A 15,585-nucleotide genomic window follows, 5' to 3' on the forward strand; every position below is an offset into this window, starting at 1 on the left:
TATCGGGTGCCACGTACGTGCGCCACGGTGTGCTGGGGGAGCTTGTCGTTTTCATAGTCCCGGTGCAGCGTGCAGCAGTCTCGGGAATTCTTTTCGCTTTCATCTCTCCGTCTTTTCACAGACTATGCAAAAAGGCCTATGTAATTGGCGCGGGAATAAGTCCTGCTGAGCGCCTGTGAATTCTCTGCTTGTGAGCGTAATTGTGGCGGTTGTGCTTGCCTTTTATGAAGCGTAGGGGGGTGCTGCAATGTGGTTTGACCTTGGCGAGAATGGTAGCCTGAAAGGGCTGTATTTAATGCGAAATTCGCATTAAACCTAGATCAAGGTTCGTGAGGCAAGTATTTCGTGACGCTACTTTATGCAGTCCTCCTCGCGGCGCTGGCAGTGATCTTGGCACCGGTAACCGTAAAGGTTATTGACCGAAAGGCAGGCTATCCACTAGCTGGCCTTTTTCTTATTGCAGCGGTCCTTATCGCCAAGGAATTTCCTGCCATTGCAGCCGGGGAGGAATTAAGTTTCCACGCCACTTGGGTGCGTGATTTCATCGCACCAGGCGTCGACGTAAGTTTTGCTCTCCGCGGGGACGCGTTGAGCATCTTCTTCGCTATGTTGGCGCTGGTCATTGGCGCCGTCGTTTTCACGTATTCGGCGGCCTATCTGCCCAAGAATGAGGGCAACACCAGCTTTTATACCTTGATGACAGCGTTCACGCTGTCCATCTTGTTGCTGGTTCTGGCCAACGACGTGGTGGTTTTGTTCCTTGCCTGGGAGCTAGTCTCCTTGGCTTCGTTTATGTTGATTGCTCGCTCCGGTTCCGGCGGCGAGGCTGGTTCGCAGCGGACACTGATCCTGACCTTCATTGGCGGATTGACCCTGCTGACCGGCTTGGGTATTGCCGCGACGGTGACCGGATCGACTACCGTTTCTGATATCTTGGCGTCCCCTGTATGGACGGAACGCCCAGGGATAACGGCAGCCGTAGCAGTGTTGATTGCGGTGTCCGCCTTTACTAAGGCGGCACAGTTCCCATTCCATTTCTGGTTGCCAGAGGCTATGGCCGCCGCCACCCCGGTATCGGCCTTCCTTCACGCAGCAGCAGTGGTCAAGGCCGGTGTGTACCTGCTTATTCGTTTTTCCACCATCTTCCACGATGTGGCGGTGTGGAATTGGTTGCTCATCGTCGTAGGCATGGGCACCGCGGTGATGTCCGCGGTATTTGCAGTGCAGAAGACGGATTTGAAGAAGCTTACGGCCTATTCCACCGTCTCCCATCTGGGCTGGATCGTTGCCACCATCGGTGTGGGCACCCCGTTCGCTATCGCCGCCGCGTTGGTCCATACTCTGGCCCACGCGCTGTTTAAGTCCTCGCTGTTTATGCTCATTGGCGTTATCGACCACGAGGCTGGGTCGCGCGATATTCGCCGCCTTGGACCACTGTGGAATAAGATGCCGTGGACTTTTGGTTCCGTAGTAATTGGTGCAGCCTCGATGGCTGCGGTGCCACCGCTTCTGGGCTTTGTGTCCAAGGAAGGAATGCTCACCGCGTTTGAGGACGCCCCGATTGGCGGCGCGGGCCAGGTAATCCTACTCATCGTTGCTGGTATCGGTGCCTTCTTTACCTTTACTTACTCCGCAAAGATTGTCTTCGGCGCCTTCTTCGATGGACCTCGCGACATGGGAGATGTCCATGAAGCCCCAGTGTCGCTGTGGCTGCCCGCAGCTTTGCCGGGCTTTATGTCCCTGCCACTGGTGTTTGTGCTCGGGCTCTTTGATGCCCCGATTGATGATGCAGTGGCTGCCGTGGGATTGGAGCATCATTCGCACCTTGCCCTCTGGCACGGGCTCAACGTTCCTTTCCTTATCTCGCTAGTAGTCCTCATCCTCGGTATTGCCGGTATCTTTGCCCGCAAGAAGATGTGGGCAAGCTTTGAAGCTCACGAGTTCATGCCGCGCAGCGGCAATGATTTGCTGTATTCCTTGATGAAGGGCTGCTCCCAGTTGGGGCGCGTCCTGGGCAAGATGTCCGACTCGCATAATCCATCCCGCCACATGCTGCCGATTGTCATTTTGATCATCGTGCTGGCTGCTACCACTCTCATCCGCGATGGCGTTGACGGGGTAGCACTGCAGCCACGGGTGGATGGTCTGGATAACCCATGGGACCTGCTGCCACTGGGCATTATCGCCCTAGCGATGTTTGGTCTGGTGCGCACCCAGAACCGCTTGACCGGTGCCATCATGATTGGCATTGCCGGCTCGGGCGTGACCTTGCAGATGTTCCTGCTTGGCGCACCTGACGTAGCGCTGACGCAGTTTATGGTGGAGGCCCTGTCCGTCATCGTCATGATGATGGTGCTGCGCTACCTGCCAGAAACCTTCCAGCCGGTGAAGAACAAATCCCGCAAGACCGGCTCTATCGTCATTGCGGTCTTTGCTGGTGTGGCTGCGTTCCTGGGCGTGTGGGGTCTCATGGGCCGTCACGAGCGCTCCGATTTGGCCATGTGGTACCTGGACAATGCTCCGGATATCACCGGCGGCGACAATGTTGTCGCTACGATTATCGTGGAATTCCGTGCACTCGATACCTTGGGCGAGCTTTCCGTTCTGGGTATGGCTGCGGTGGTTATTGCAGCCATCACTACGACGTTGCCGCGATTCCCGTTCAAGTCGGGTACACGCCCAGCACCGTTTGGCCAGTCCCAGCTGAACTCCGTGCCATTGCGCAAGGGCGTGCACGTTGTCATCCCGCTGTTGGTCATTATGTCCGTCATCGTTTTCTTCCGCGGGCACAATGCCTCCGGCGGCGGCTTCCCCGCGGCGCTGATCATGGGTGCAGCAATCGGGCTTATCTATCTGTCCCGTGGCTCTGATGAAATTGTTTTCGGCCGCATGACTCCGATTCGCCTGACCGGTATCGGCATCATCACCGCCTTGATCGCCGGCTTTGTAGGCTACTTGCACCACGGCATTGGCAATGGTGGCTTCCTGGCTGCAATCCATGCCGAAGCCTTTGGCCAACACTGGACCACCTCTCTCATCTTCGACTTGGGCATCTACTTAGCGGTGCTGGGTATGTTGACTATGGCGATTAACGCATTGGGCGGCTACCTGCGCCCAGGAACGGAGCGTGAATTCTTGCCATGGGTTCATGATGATGATTCCGCGCTGCCGACGACTCCACGAATTTCGCTTGAGGATGTCGACGATCCGTACCCAGACCCGATCAACCCTTCGACCGATCCGTTGGCCTTGCTGACGCCTTCGGAAGCAAAGACGAAGAGGAAGAATAAGCGCTCCGCGGCTAACCGGGGAGGGGAGAAGTAATGATCCTTGCACTGACTATTGCTTTACTCATCGGCAGTGCTGTCTATCTCATCCAGCAGCGCGGCCTGGTACGCATCGTGTTGGGCATGATGGCCTTTGGCCACGGTGCCAACCTGATGCTGCTGGCTACGGGCGTGTATTCCTACCGCGGAGAGTCCTTTCCATCCCAGGTTCCGCACGATCAGATGGCCGACCCGCTGCCGCAGGCCTTCGTGCTGACCGCCGTTGTTATTTCCATGGCAACCTCGACCATCTTGTTGACGATGGCGGCCATGGGCAAGAACGACGACACCGACGTGGTGGAGCCGGTTGATGACAACACCATCGACCATGCCTTTTCGACCTTGGGTCGAGACGCCCAAAATCGCCAAATTTTGGAAGAGTCCACCAATCAGCTGGACCGAATCGGTCAGGTGGACCACAACACTCCCGTTGCAGAACGCGGGGCAACTCAACAGAAGGAGGATGACAAATAATGGCTGATGCTGTAGCTCAACTCCTTCCGCTATTTCCAGCGGTCCCGCTGATTGCAGCGGCCTTCGCACTGCTGGCACCGTGGCGTGCGGTACGCGATTCCATCATGCTTATCATCCCGGGTGTTGGAATTTTCGCCGGCCTGGGCCTGCTCATCTACACCATGAACAATGGGGTAGTAGCCCACACCGTTGGCCTCTACCAAGGCAATGTGGGTATTCCGTTTGCGGCGGATTCCTTCTCCGCGTTGATGATCATTACTACGATGATCGTCGCGTTTGGTGCCAACTGGTTTGCCATTGTGGGCGGGGAGACAAAGTCTCGCTACTATCCTTCGCTCACCCTGATTTTGATCACCGGTGTGTGCGGTGCATTGCTCACCGCCGACCTCTTTAACTTCTTCGTCTTTATTGAGGTCATGCTTCTGCCGTCCTATGGCCTTATCACCATGTCTGGTACGTGGTCGCGCTTGGCAGCCGGCCGTGCCTTCGTCTTGGTTAACCTTTTCGCCTCCACCTTGTTGGTTGTTGGCGTAGGTTATATGTATTCGGTTACCGGTGCGGTCAACCTGGGCGCGCTGAAAGGTGCAGCGGCAGGCAATGGGCCGGTGACTGTGGCAGCAGGCTTGATCCTCATTGCAATCACCGCCAAGGCCGGCGTGTTCCCCGTGCAGTCGTGGCTGCCACGCACCTACCCAGGGACCTCCGCCGCGGTGATGGGCCTGTTTTCCGGCTTACACACCAAAGTGGCCGTCTACATGCTCTACCGGCTCTACGTGCAGCTATTCGATCTGGAACAGCGCTGGAATGTGTTGATCATCGTCATCATGATTATCTCCATGATGATCGGCGCCTTTGGTGGCCTAGCGGAAAATTCCATCCGCCGCGTCCTCGGCTACCAGATGCTCAACGGCATGCCTTTCATTTTGGTCATGCTTGCGTTTACCTCTGATGACCCACGTCGCGCCCTGGCAGCTGGCATCATGTACACGATTCACCACATGGTGACCGTTGGTTCGCTGATTTTGGCCTCTGGTGCCATTGAGGAGACCTACGGCACAGGCTTGCTCAGCAAGCTTTCCGGCCTTGCTCGCCGCGACCCCATCATCGCGTGGATTTTCGCTGCCGGTGCATTCTCCGTCGTGGGCTTCCCACCGTTCTCGGGCATGTGGGGCAAGCTGATGATTGTCTTCGAGATTGCCCGCGTGGGCGGTGCTTGGGCCTGGATTGCCATCGCGGCCATCATCATCGCTTCCTTCGCTGCCTTCTTGGCTATGCTGCGCGTATGGCGCAAGGTCTTCTGGGGCAAGGGTCTGCCGGAGGACAAGGTCCCGGATGAATTGGTCATCCGCAAAAAGCTCATGGCCCCATCCGCGGCTCTCATCCTTGGTTCGCTGTGCATGTTCATCTTCTCCGGCATCGTCCTCGATGTTGTGGATGCCGCAGCGGAGCAGCTGCTGGACACTAACGCATATACTGAAACCGTCTTGGGAGATGAGCCGATTGCCGTTCCCAATATCGATGACATCCAGGAGGGCCGTTAAATGAACGCAATTGTGTATGCATTGTGGCTCATCAAGGAGATTTTCGTCGCCGGCATTAGCTTGGCATTGGCGGCTTTCAAACCCGATACCGAATACAACCCGGTTATCATTCGCTACCCACTGCGCGTGACTAGCGCCTGGGAGATCTTCTGGTTTACGTCTTCCATTACCGCAACCCCGGGCACGCTCTCGCTCGGTTTGCGCGAACCGCCCCGCAAGGGGCTGCCGCGCATCGTGCTGGTACAGGCCGTCCAAGGATCCGATCCAGCGGGAATCGTCGCTGATCTGGCTGATATGGAACAGCGCCTCGCCCCGCGGGTTAAGGACATCGACTACGGCGTCCCGGGTCAAGGGGAGACTACAGAATTGGATGAGGCGTTCTACGAGTACCCGCTCGAGTCCGTGGGACGCTATATGCGCTCGCCTGACTTGGCACGGGCGGAGGACACTCCGCTTTCAGAAAGCGAAGCGGACGTCGAAAAGCCAAAGCGCCGCGCCCGCAACGTACAACGCAGAAAGGAGACCGAGCGATGATTGACTTTGCCACATTGTCCCCGTTCGGCTGGGTCGTATTTGTATGCGTATTCATCATGGGCATCGCCACGTGGTGCGGCGTGCTGCTGGGGCTTCGTACGCGCGATGAGCTCACCCGCGCCATTACGTCGGACATCGTTTTTTACGGCATGATCTGCATGTATTTAGCCTGGTCGATGACCAATAATGCCCCGATGGCGTATTACATTGCACTCCTCGCAGCCATTGCGGCAGGTGTGCTACCGACGCTATCGATGGCCCGCATTATTTCGAAGGGCAGGCGATAAACCATGGCCATTTCTGAAATTATCGCTTCGGTCCTGCTTATCATCGCTACCCTCTTGGTGGTCGCAACGGTGGTGTCTTTGTGGCGAGCGCCCGATGCCTTGACCCGTGCCAACCTGCTGGGCCCTACCGTGGGACTTGCGGTACCGCTGATCATCGTGGCTAAGCTAGTAGTGGACTTTGGCCGTGATGGCTTTTCGCTGTGGCTGCTCATCCAGGCACTGATCGCCTGCTTCGGTGTATGGATCATCGGCTCAGTAGGTTCCTTTTATCTGGGCCGTTCCATCTATGGCGTAACCGTCACCGACGTCAAGCACGCCAAGCACAACAATAAAGAAGTTCAGACCGTACAAGCAGAGGAAGACGATATCTAGTCTTTTCCAGCTCCTTCTGGCGGCGAGCCTTTTCTGCTCCTGCGCGTAGCTGCGGGGGAGGAGAGGAGCTCGTCGCTTTTCGGTTGCACAGTGGGTCTTCTGAACCCACCAGCGCCCTAGATTCGCAATGTGGATAAAGTTGCACAGCAATTGCCGTGCTCGGGCTAGAATGGGTGCACATTATTCGGTGCCTCTAGACCCGCCCCGAAGAGATAGCAAGGAGTAACAATGAAACTCATCACGGCCATCGTTAAGCCCTTCACCCTGCCGGAAATCCGCCAGGCTTTGGAGCAGCAGGAAGTTCGCGGCCTCACTGTTACAGAAAGCCAGGGCTTCGGGCAGCAACGTGGGCACAGCGAGGTATACCGAGGGGCAGAATACGCCACTGACTTTGTACCTAAGGTCAAGCTGGAAGTTGTTGCGGCGGATGACCACGTCGAAGACATCATTAACGCCATTGTGGATGCTGCCTACACGGGCAAGATCGGCGACGGCAAGCTGTGGGTAACACCAGTTGAAGATGCTATTCGCGTGCGCACTGGCGAGCGCGGCGAGGCGGCACTCTAAGCCCGCATGCATACCGCCGCACAGATTCGCGCCGAGGCCCATGCCTCGGCGCTTCGTGTATTGCGCAGTCTCGAGCTTCCTCCTGGAACCGCGCTCGCTGCCACCGGATCCTTTGCGCGCAATGAGATGACCCCGCACTCGGATATTGATGTCATCCTCATCTATCCGGAAGGTCACGAGCCAGATCCGGCGCTGGTGGAGCAGCTGTGGTACCCCGTGTGGGATGCCAAGTACCGCCTGGATTATGCCCTGCGCACCCCACAAGAGTGCGGGGCGATTGCTGCCGAAGATGCCTCGGCCGGCTTTGCCCAGTTGGATTTGGCCTTTGTAGCAGGGCGCAAGGTTCTGGTGGATGAGGCGCGGGCGCAATTGCTCGCGGCGTGGCGGCGCCAGCTGCAACGCGGCTTTGATGATTTCTTGGATACCGCGATTACTCGGTGGAAGCGCTCGGGCGCGGTGGCAGCGATGACGAACCCAGACCTGAAGAACGGGCGCGGGGGACTGCGCGATATTCAGCTCTTGCGCGCGATGGCTTTGGGCAACCTGTGCGACTTTCCAGATTTAGACATTGAGCAGCGGCTGCTTCTCGACGCCCGCACGCTCCTGCACGTCACAGCTCGGCGCCACCGGGATATCTTGGATCCCGAGTTCGCCGCGGATGTCGCTGCGGATCTGGGGTTTGAAAGCCGTTATGCCCTGACAGCAGCTTTGGTCAGCGCTGCGGCCACGGTCAATAAGGCGGTGGAGCGCGGCCTTGCTACCGCCCGTGGGGTGCTAGGCCGTAATGCTTCAGTGACCGGCCGGGGCCGGCGCCGTCCGCTCGATGTGGACGTGGTGTCCGAGGGCGGCAACATTTTCCTTTCGCGCAATCCAAATGTGGAAGACCCGTGGCTGCTCACCCGCGTGGCAGCTGCCGCGGCGCGCACGGGATATATCATCGCCGAGACCACCTGGCACCAGCTCCAAGACTTGCCTGAGCTGCCGCCACGCTGGCCGCGGGCAGCGGTGGATGACTTCTTCGCTATTTTGTCCTCCCCGCGATGCACGCCGCGCGTCATACAGGACTTGGACCGCTATGGCCTGTGGGAACGTTTAGTCCCAGAATGGGGGCATGTGCGCGGCTTGTTGCCCCGCGAGCGCAGCCACGTCAATGCAGTGGACCATCATCTCATCGCAACGGTAACGCGGTGCGCGCAGATGCGTACGTCAGTGGCTCGTCCGGACTTATTGCTGTTGGCCGCGCTTTACCATGACATAGGCAAGGGCTACGGGCGCCCCCACGCCCAAGTCGGTGCGGAGATGATTACCCGCCAGGCAGCCCGTATGCGGCTGAGCGTCGCCGATAGGTCGCGCGCCCAAACCCTGGTGGCAGAACATACCACCTTGGCGCGGTTAGCAGCGACGATGGACCCAGCTTCCGATGCCGCTCGCGACGCCCTCTTGGCTGCCGCGCATTATGATCAGCTGACTATATCCCTGTTAGCGGTGTTGGCTGAGGCGGATGCCCAATCGACTGGGCCGGGCGTGTGGACACCGCGGGTGGAGCAAGCACAGAAGCTGATCGTCGCGCGGGCACTTGAGGCGCTCAAACCACGTGTTCTCGACCGCCCTGCTGTGCATGTACCGCTATCTAGCGAAGGCGTTGCGCTCAAAGTGGATTGGGAAGACCAAGAAGTTAGTGTGTCGTGGTGCGGTTCCTCGCAAGAAGAGTTAAAGCGCATCTTTGCCTTGTTATCGGCTCTGGGGTGGACCATCGTGCGGGCGAAAATCGTTCGCGAGGAGGACGGTGCCTATAAGGCGGAGTTTTTCATCCGCACGGTGCAACAGACCCTAAAGGAAGCAGCGCAGGAGATAAGGTTTATCCAGTCCTATAACTCACGAACTTATACGGAGCTGCCGGCCATTACTGGAGAGGTGACCACTGCGGCATTCGATGTGGGCGGCATTTTGGTCATCCGGACAGTCGAGCGCATCGGCGCTTTAGGGCACTTGGTTGAGGCATTGCCGGACTTTGTGTGGCTGCGCCATGAGATTTTGGGCGCGACGATGATTGTCAATGTGTACCTCGCCGGGCAGGTTTCTCGCGCTACCGTGGTGGGGAATGTGACCAGGGCCCTGGCTAGGGACTAAGATTGAATAGTTGAACTTTAGATCGATCTAAATAAAGGGAGCGCATCCGTAGTGTTTGACTCACTATCAGACCGCCTACAGTCAGCCCTGGCGGGCCTGCGCGGTAAGGGCAAACTGACCGAGGCTGATATCAATGCCACTGCCCGCGAGATCCGCCTCGCGCTGCTGGAAGCCGACGTGTCTTTGACCGTCGTCCGTGGCTTTATCAAGCGCATCAAGGAACGCGCCCGCGGCGCGGAAGTTTCTGAGGCGCTCAACCCAGCCCAGCAGGTAGTCAAGATCGTCAATGAGGAGCTCATTGAGATCCTGGGTGGCGAAACTCGCCGCCTGAACTTGGCTAAGAACCCGCCGACTGTGATCATGCTCGCCGGCCTGCAGGGTGCTGGTAAAACTACCTTGGCCGGTAAGTTGGCCAAGCACCTGGCGAAGCAGGGCCATACCCCGATGCTGGTGGCCTGTGACTTGCAGCGCCCAGGCGCGGTGCAGCAGCTGCAAATCGTCGGCGAGCGCGCTGAGGTGCCGACCTTTGCTCCGGATCCGGGAACCTCCCTGGACTCCAACGAGCATGAAATGGGTACCTCGCATGGGGACCCAGTGGACGTCGCCAAGCAGGGCATTGCTGAGGCCAAGCAGAAGCAGCACGATGTGGTCATCATCGATACCGCTGGCCGCTTGGGCATCGATGAGACCCTGATGACGCAGGCGCGCAATATCCGCGATGCCGTCAACCCGGACGAAGTCCTTTTTGTCATCGACTCCATGATCGGCCAGGACGCCGTGCAGACGGCCGAGGCCTTCCGCGATGGCGTGGACTTTACCGGCGTCGTTCTCACCAAGCTGGATGGTGACGCCCGTGGTGGTGCGGCCTTGTCTATCCGTGAGGTCACCGGCAAGCCCATCATGTACGCCTCTACCGGTGAGAAGCTCGATGATTTCGATGTCTTCCACCCAGAGCGCATGTCCAGCCGTATTCTGGGCATGGGTGATTTGCTCTCCCTTATCGAGCAGGCTGAAGCAACCCTAGACCACCAGAAGGCCGAAGAGGCAGCCTCTAAGCTGGGCTCTGGCGAGCTGACGCTCAATGACTTCCTTGAGCAGATGCTGATGATCCGCAAGATGGGCCCCATCGGCAACTTGCTGAAGATGATGCCCGGCGGCAAGCAGATGAATGAAATGGCCGCCATGGTGGATGAAAAGCAGCTGGACCGCATCCAGGCGATCATTCGCGGTATGACGCCGCAGGAGCGTGAGGATCCGAAGATTCTCAATGCATCGCGCCGCAAGCGCATTGCTAATGGTTCTGGTGTAAGCGTTTCCGAGGTCAACCAGCTCATTGAGCGCTTCAACCAGGCTAAGAAGATGATGTCCAAGATGGCCGGCCAATTCGGCATGGGCGGCATGGGCGGTCGCTCCGCTACCAAGAAGAAGCCCAAGGGTCGCAAGGGCAAAAACGGCAAGCGCAAGAAGGGCAAAGGCGGCGGTGGCAACCGCGGCCCGAAGATGCCAGGCGGTATGCCGGGCATGGGCGGAATGCCAGGAATGCCCGGTGGTGGCGGCATGCCGTCCATGGAGGAGCTGCAAAAGCTCCAGCAGCAAATGGGCGGCGGCGGTGGCATGCCAGGTATGCCCGGTATGCCAAAGATGCCGAAGGGAATGGAAAATATCGACCTCGACAACCTAGACTTTGGCAAGGGCACAAAGTAGTCTTTCTGGCCCGTGGCCAGAGCAAAAGGGGCTTCCGCATTCGCGCGGAAGCCCCTTTTTTGTGCTTGCGTTTGTCGACGCCCCCCTAAACCGGCTTCGCGAAAGCGCAGCCGGTCTTGGATCTTAGGGGCTAGACTGCCTCATCTTGGCCAGCGTTGGGGTAGGGGACTGGGTTGGCATGTTGCTTGCCGGCGTTGGTAGGCGCTGCGGGCGCTTGCTCCACGGCTCCTGCAGCCTGCTCCGGTGGAATATCCGGGGCCTCCTGCTGGACTTTTTCCCCGTTAAGGAAGGGCTTTAGGGCCTCGCGGATCATTGGCATTGCAGATTCCGCAAAAGCATTGGTGATGTGGTGCATGTCGCGGTAGACCATCGTATTGCCGATGATGACCGGGCAGTCACCATTGGCATCGCAGAACCACGGAGCGGTATCAATCGAGAGCATATTCTGGTACTTCGACAGCACGACCGCACCGGGGTCAAAAGGCTGGTAGACCTGCTCAAAGCGCATGCCGCAGCCATAAGCATCTTCGGAAGCGACGTAACATTCATCAAACTCGCGTGGGCGGCCTTCTTCATCGAATCCCCACGGGTTATCGCGGAAGCCCAAGAAAGGAATATCGCGGTCGGCCAATTCATCCCAGAACGCCTGGTAGCCGGCGGGCACGGCATCAGGGCCGGTGCCATATTCATTTTGCGGGCGAGTGGTATTCGAGATGACCAAGGCCGGGTTCGCCTCTTCGATGCGATCCATGACCAGCTTGCCCCACTCGGCACATTCTGGGGTCACGGTGACATCGTCACCCAATTCAATCGGGCAGCCCTGGCGCAGCAGCGGTACCAACTTAAAGCCCATTTCCTTGCCTAAGCGGTCCAGCGGGGCAGAATACTGCTCCGCGTGGGAACCGCCAACCAAATAGACTTCCTTCTCTGCGTTGGGGTCACCGAAAATGCAGGGGGTCTTTCCGTCCTTGCGGGTTTCGAAGAAGAAGTCAGCAGGCTGGCTATCTGGTACGAAGCACCAATTTGTCGCTACCGGTGGCTGGATGCCGCCGGCCAGGATCGGATCAGGTTTAATTTCCACATTATCCGGCGGGGTGATGTCGTTGATGAACGTCGTTGCGCCGGGGTAAAGGGCAGGATCCAAAAGCTCTGCATCAGCATCATTCAGTGTGCGCATCCATAGCGGTTGGACCGCCAAGAGGCCGATAACAGCCGCGGCGACAACAACGCCACCCATACCGCGGGCGGCACCGGCGGGTTTCTGCAAGGTCGACAGGCCCTTGCGCACCGGTAGATCCTCCGACGTGGGGCGCTTGCGATGCTGGCGTAGGGGCTTTTCCAAAAAGCGGTGCGTGAGGTCCGCCAACACCAGCGAAATGACGATAATGATGACGCCCAACCACCACGATGGGGTTTCTTGACCCAGGTAGGAGGTGGACAAAATGAGCAACGGCCAGTGCCACAGGTAGAGCGGATAGGCTACGTCGCCCAGCCAGCGCGCCTGCTTGGAGGCCATGGCCTTGGAAATCTTGCCACCGCCGCCCAAGATAATGAGTACGGCGCCGCCTAGTGGCAAGAGGGAAAGCGGGCCAGGGTACGCAGTGGTATCCGCGATGATGGCACCAGTAAAGATGAGCATCAGAAGGCCCAAACCAGTAAAGAGATCATAGAGGCGGGCTGGAATCTTCCAGGAGGAACCGTAGATGGCCAGGACCGCGCCCAAGGTCAACTCCCAAGCGCGCGACCAGGTGGAGTAGTAGTTCTCCGGAGTTCCGTAGAGGCCGTGGCGCGAAGCATAGGCAAAGGAAGCAATCGTGACCACGATGAGGATCGGGCCAGCAATCTGGTTGACCGTGGGGAAGCTGCGCTTGCCCAAAGGTTGCTGCTTTGGCCGGAACTTCATGATGGCCGCCAAGATGAGCGCGAAGGCAATGCCCATGATGTAGAACTGGCCCTGCACGGCCATGGACCACATGTGCTGTAGCGGTGAGGTATCAGCCGCGGCCGCCGTGTAGTCGGCGTTTTGTTCCGCTAGCTCCCAGTTCTGGTAGTACAGCATGGTGGCTGTGATCTGTTGAGTGAGCTCGGTGCGCATGAGCTGCGGGGTGAAAATGCGCACTAGAATGTAGGTCACACCGATGACCAAAACCAAGCTTGGTACCAGGCGCCGCAAGGTACGCCAGATGGGCCACCATGGGTTCAGCGAGGCGTTGGGCTTGCTCGCGTAGCGCAGTTGGGAGCCCAAGAAGAAGTAGCCGGATAGCAGCAAGAATACGTCGACGCCGCCGGAAACGCGTCCGACGAATACGTGGTAGATAACTACTAGGCCGATGGCAATACCGCGCAGACCATCAAGGTCATAGCGGTACCGGAAATTTCGCGGTGATTCTTTAGTCATAAACTGTCTTTTCGTGCGCCTATGCCTGGATGGTAAGGCGGAAGGCGCGCCATACATATGAAACGAAATGTCTATATTCGGCCCCTAAGGGTACTCTGCTTCAGTATCGCAGGCATAACGAACCTGCGTGCGTAGCGTAGTGATTTTTGAAAATGCAGCTACTCGCGCTAAAATATCCCAGGTTATCTACTCGGATATTCTGAGCTAGAGAAACTGAAGAACGTAATATTCTGCGTAGCACCGTTCCCGTCTACGGTCGGCCGGTATGTCACGCGCAGATAAAATCCAAGGGTTGAACCGGCGCACAACCTAGTGCGCGTCTGTACTGCCCAGTGACTAGTAAAGGAGCCAACATGGCTGTCAAGATCAAGCTGCAGCGCCTGGGCAAGGTCCGCGCTGCTGAGTACCGCGTTGTTATTGCTGATGCCCGCACCCGTCGTAACGGCAAGGTCATCGAGAACATCGGTATCTACCACCCGAAGGAAGAGCCTTCCCTCATCCAGATCGACTCCGAGCGTGCACAGCACTGGCTGTCCGTTGGCGCACAGCCAACCGAGCCGGTTCTCGCTCTGCTGAAGGTCACCGGTGACTGGCAGAAGCACAAGGGTCTGCCGGGCGCAGAGGGCACCCTGAAGGTTGCTGAGGAGAAGAAGTCCAAGCTGGAGATCTTCAACGAGGCACTGGCTGAGGCCAACAACGGCCCGACCATCGAGGCCATCACCGAAAAGAAGAAGAAGGCAAAGGAAGAGGCTGAGAAGAAGGCTGCTGAGGAAGCTGCTGCTGCAGAGGCTGCCGCTGCTGCCGCCGGCGAAGCTGACGCTGAGGCCGAGGAGAAGGCTGAGGAAGCTTCCGAGGAGTCCGCAGAGTAATCTGCCTCCCTTGCTAAGCGCATAGCGCTTCTAGCTTTGGGCCCGTCGCTACGATCACTGGTCGTAGTGGCGGGGCCTTTGTAGTTTTTGGTGCCTATAATGCCGGCACACGAAAACGACCGTGCACGCTAGCCCGTGGCGGGGCTGCGTGCGCGGTCGCTAGTGAAATTGGCGCGCAAGAAAACTTTCGGCGTCCCTCTCGGGGATGTGCCGGTTCGCCTTTAGCTCTGTGGCTTGTAATTGGGGTAGCGGCTGTGGACGTTGGATGGATCCTTAAAGTCCATGCCGCGCAGGGCGCCAGCAACAACCGGAGCGAAAAGCTCGAGGATCTGCTCGCGTGGAAGCCGGGACAAAGGGCCGTCGATGGCAAGTACGGTAAATCCATGAATGGCCGACCAAGCCAGCAGGGCATTCTGCATGAAATACGTAGCGTCAGTGGTATTGTCCAGCGCTTCCGCGTGGCGGGACAACAGGGCGAAGAAATCGCGAATCTGCTGTAGATGATCCATCTTTGGGTCATCTTCCGTATCGGGATCTACGCCAAGCATGAAACGCAGCGCCTTCCACTCCAGCATGCAGCGGAAGAAATTAGTCTCATCCAAGGCAAACTCGAGGTAAGCATAACCAATCTGCATCAGGTGCTCTGGAAAATCTAGGCCCTCTGCAGTCTCGGTAGTCTCGTGTAAACGCCGGACCAACTCATCGGTGGCAAGCTCAGCGACCTTATCGTGCAGTTCTTCTTGGTCCTTGAAATGGCGGTATGCAGAGGTAGGGGACACTCCTGCTTCGCGAGTTACCGCACGAACGGTAATTGCGTCGGGGCCGCTTCTTTTGCCTAGTTGAACAGCGATACGGAGCAGCTCATCGTGGAGGTTTCCATGATGGTAGGGCTTATTGTGGGTTTCCATAAAACTCATTTTATCAACAAAACCTATGTACGTATAAACTATTTAGTCAGCATGGTGAGCAGCAAAATTGCGGGGGTAGAAGGGTCGCCGCTCTCGCTTGTAGCCTCGACTTTATGTACCTCATATGCAGGAAGGTGCACGATAGAGCCGGGGGTGAGCGTGATGGTTTCACTGCCGTAGCTGAAGTCAAGCTCACCGCGCAGCGCCTGCACGGTGATCGGATGTGCGGCCTTGTGATCGGGCAGGGACTGTCCTGGTGCAAAGCTAAAGAGAATGAGGTTGGCACCATCGGCGCTTAAGATGCGCTGGACGCCTGGGCGCGGGCGTTGCGGATCGGTATCTGGTGCGATGTCGAGCAGGTTGAGCGCGGTCATGGCAGAGGTGCCACTGGAATGAGAAGCCGCGCCAAAGGTTTCCGGGAAGTTGGTAGGTAGGTTGCTCATGGACCCACTTTAACGACAATGACACTCAAATT

Annotated in this window: 13 protein-coding genes; 10 read left to right on the forward strand and 3 right to left on the reverse strand. The window is 57.9% G+C overall.

Annotation, left to right across the window (positions count from 1 at the left end):
• The first annotated feature begins 345 nt into the window (after positions 1–345).
• The 9 genes from QP909_RS01000 (at position 346) to ffh (ending at position 10,935) form a co-directional block, all read left to right on the forward strand.
• Positions 346–3,324 (forward strand): DUF4040 family protein, encoded by a 2,979-nt coding sequence (locus QP909_RS01000; protein ID WP_284765815.1) that lies wholly within the window; start codon positions 346–348, stop codon positions 3,322–3,324.
• The gene (locus QP909_RS01005; protein ID WP_005325274.1) at positions 3,324–3,800 is read left to right on the forward strand and encodes a sodium:proton antiporter; all 477 of its coding nucleotides are present in this window, start codon (positions 3,324–3,326) and stop codon (positions 3,798–3,800) included. Before QP909_RS01000 ends, QP909_RS01005 begins: the two co-directional genes overlap by 1 nt.
• Positions 3,800–5,341, forward strand: coding sequence for a monovalent cation/H+ antiporter subunit D family protein (locus QP909_RS01010; RefSeq protein WP_284765816.1), 1,542 nt, complete (start codon positions 3,800–3,802; stop codon positions 5,339–5,341). Before QP909_RS01005 ends, QP909_RS01010 begins: the two co-directional genes overlap by 1 nt.
• Positions 5,342–5,875, forward strand: a complete 534-nt coding sequence (locus QP909_RS01015; protein ID WP_239277418.1) for a monovalent cation/H+ antiporter subunit E — start codon at positions 5,342–5,344, stop codon at positions 5,873–5,875. It abuts the gene before it with no gap.
• A complete protein-coding gene (locus QP909_RS01020) occupies positions 5,872–6,162 on the forward strand; it encodes a cation:proton antiporter (RefSeq protein ID WP_239277420.1) in 291 nt (96 codons plus the stop codon). Before QP909_RS01015 ends, QP909_RS01020 begins: the two co-directional genes overlap by 4 nt.
• A 3-nt stretch (positions 6,163–6,165) precedes the next feature.
• The gene (locus QP909_RS01025) at positions 6,166–6,534 is read left to right on the forward strand and encodes a Na+/H+ antiporter subunit G (protein WP_239277421.1); all 369 of its coding nucleotides are present in this window, start codon (positions 6,166–6,168) and stop codon (positions 6,532–6,534) included.
• Positions 6,535–6,762: 228 nt separating this feature from the next.
• Positions 6,763–7,101: a P-II family nitrogen regulator gene (locus tag QP909_RS01030; RefSeq protein WP_005325265.1), complete on the forward strand. Its 339-nt coding sequence runs from the start codon at positions 6,763–6,765 to the stop codon at positions 7,099–7,101.
• 6 nt (positions 7,102–7,107) lie between these two features.
• The gene (locus QP909_RS01035) at positions 7,108–9,231 is read left to right on the forward strand and encodes a [protein-PII] uridylyltransferase (RefSeq protein WP_284765817.1); all 2,124 of its coding nucleotides are present in this window, start codon (positions 7,108–7,110) and stop codon (positions 9,229–9,231) included.
• Between the two features lie 51 nt (positions 9,232–9,282).
• A complete protein-coding gene (ffh, locus tag QP909_RS01040) occupies positions 9,283–10,935 on the forward strand; it encodes a signal recognition particle protein (RefSeq protein ID WP_284765818.1) in 1,653 nt (550 codons plus the stop codon).
• 130 nt (positions 10,936–11,065) lie between these two features.
• On the opposite strand, the gene QP909_RS01045 is transcribed toward ffh, so the two are convergent.
• Positions 11,066–13,333 carry an acyltransferase family protein gene (locus tag QP909_RS01045; protein WP_284765819.1) on the reverse strand — a complete coding sequence of 756 codons (2,268 nt, stop codon included), beginning with the start codon at positions 13,331–13,333 and terminating at the stop codon, positions 11,066–11,068.
• A gap of 353 nt (positions 13,334–13,686) precedes the next feature.
• Between QP909_RS01045 and rpsP the strand changes: the two genes are divergently transcribed.
• Positions 13,687–14,202: a 30S ribosomal protein S16 gene (gene rpsP / locus QP909_RS01050; RefSeq protein ID WP_005325261.1), complete on the forward strand. Its 516-nt coding sequence runs from the start codon at positions 13,687–13,689 to the stop codon at positions 14,200–14,202.
• Between the two features lie 221 nt (positions 14,203–14,423).
• Here rpsP and QP909_RS01055 read toward each other — a convergent pair whose 3' ends face one another.
• Together QP909_RS01055 and QP909_RS01060 are read right to left on the reverse strand one after the other, a co-directional pair.
• A complete protein-coding gene (locus QP909_RS01055; protein WP_284765820.1) occupies positions 14,424–15,110 on the reverse strand; it encodes a TetR/AcrR family transcriptional regulator in 687 nt (228 codons plus the stop codon).
• A 38-nt stretch (positions 15,111–15,148) separates the two neighbouring features.
• Positions 15,149–15,553: a cupin domain-containing protein gene (locus tag QP909_RS01060; RefSeq protein ID WP_284765821.1), complete on the reverse strand. Its 405-nt coding sequence runs from the start codon at positions 15,551–15,553 to the stop codon at positions 15,149–15,151.
• Positions 15,554–15,585: the final 32 nt, after the last annotated feature.

It is taken from the genome of Corynebacterium sp. MSK195, from assembly GCF_030228885.1.
Lineage (GTDB): Bacteria > Actinomycetota > Actinomycetes > Mycobacteriales > Mycobacteriaceae > Corynebacterium.

Bases quoted from the DNA above. Each gene is read 5' to 3' on its own strand.
- QP909_RS01005 (WP_005325274.1), top strand. From the start codon at position 3,324: ATGATCCTTGCACTGACTATTGCTTTACTCATCGGCAGTGCTGTCTAT.
- QP909_RS01010 (WP_284765816.1), top strand. From the start codon at position 3,800: ATGGCTGATGCTGTAGCTCAACTCCTTCCGCTATTTCCAGCGGTCCCG.
- QP909_RS01015 (WP_239277418.1), top strand. From the start codon at position 5,342: ATGAACGCAATTGTGTATGCATTGTGGCTCATCAAGGAGATTTTCGTC.
- QP909_RS01020 (WP_239277420.1), top strand. From the start codon at position 5,872: ATGATTGACTTTGCCACATTGTCCCCGTTCGGCTGGGTCGTATTTGTA.
- QP909_RS01025 (WP_239277421.1), top strand. From the start codon at position 6,166: ATGGCCATTTCTGAAATTATCGCTTCGGTCCTGCTTATCATCGCTACC.
- QP909_RS01030 (WP_005325265.1), top strand. From the start codon at position 6,763: ATGAAACTCATCACGGCCATCGTTAAGCCCTTCACCCTGCCGGAAATC.
- QP909_RS01035 (WP_284765817.1), top strand. From the start codon at position 7,108: ATGCATACCGCCGCACAGATTCGCGCCGAGGCCCATGCCTCGGCGCTT.
- QP909_RS01045 (WP_284765819.1), bottom strand. From the start codon at position 13,333: ATGACTAAAGAATCACCGCGAAATTTCCGGTACCGCTATGACCTTGAT.
- rpsP (WP_005325261.1), top strand. From the start codon at position 13,687: ATGGCTGTCAAGATCAAGCTGCAGCGCCTGGGCAAGGTCCGCGCTGCT.
- QP909_RS01055 (WP_284765820.1), bottom strand. From the start codon at position 15,110: ATGGAAACCCACAATAAGCCCTACCATCATGGAAACCTCCACGATGAG.
- QP909_RS01060 (WP_284765821.1), bottom strand. From the start codon at position 15,553: ATGAGCAACCTACCTACCAACTTCCCGGAAACCTTTGGCGCGGCTTCT.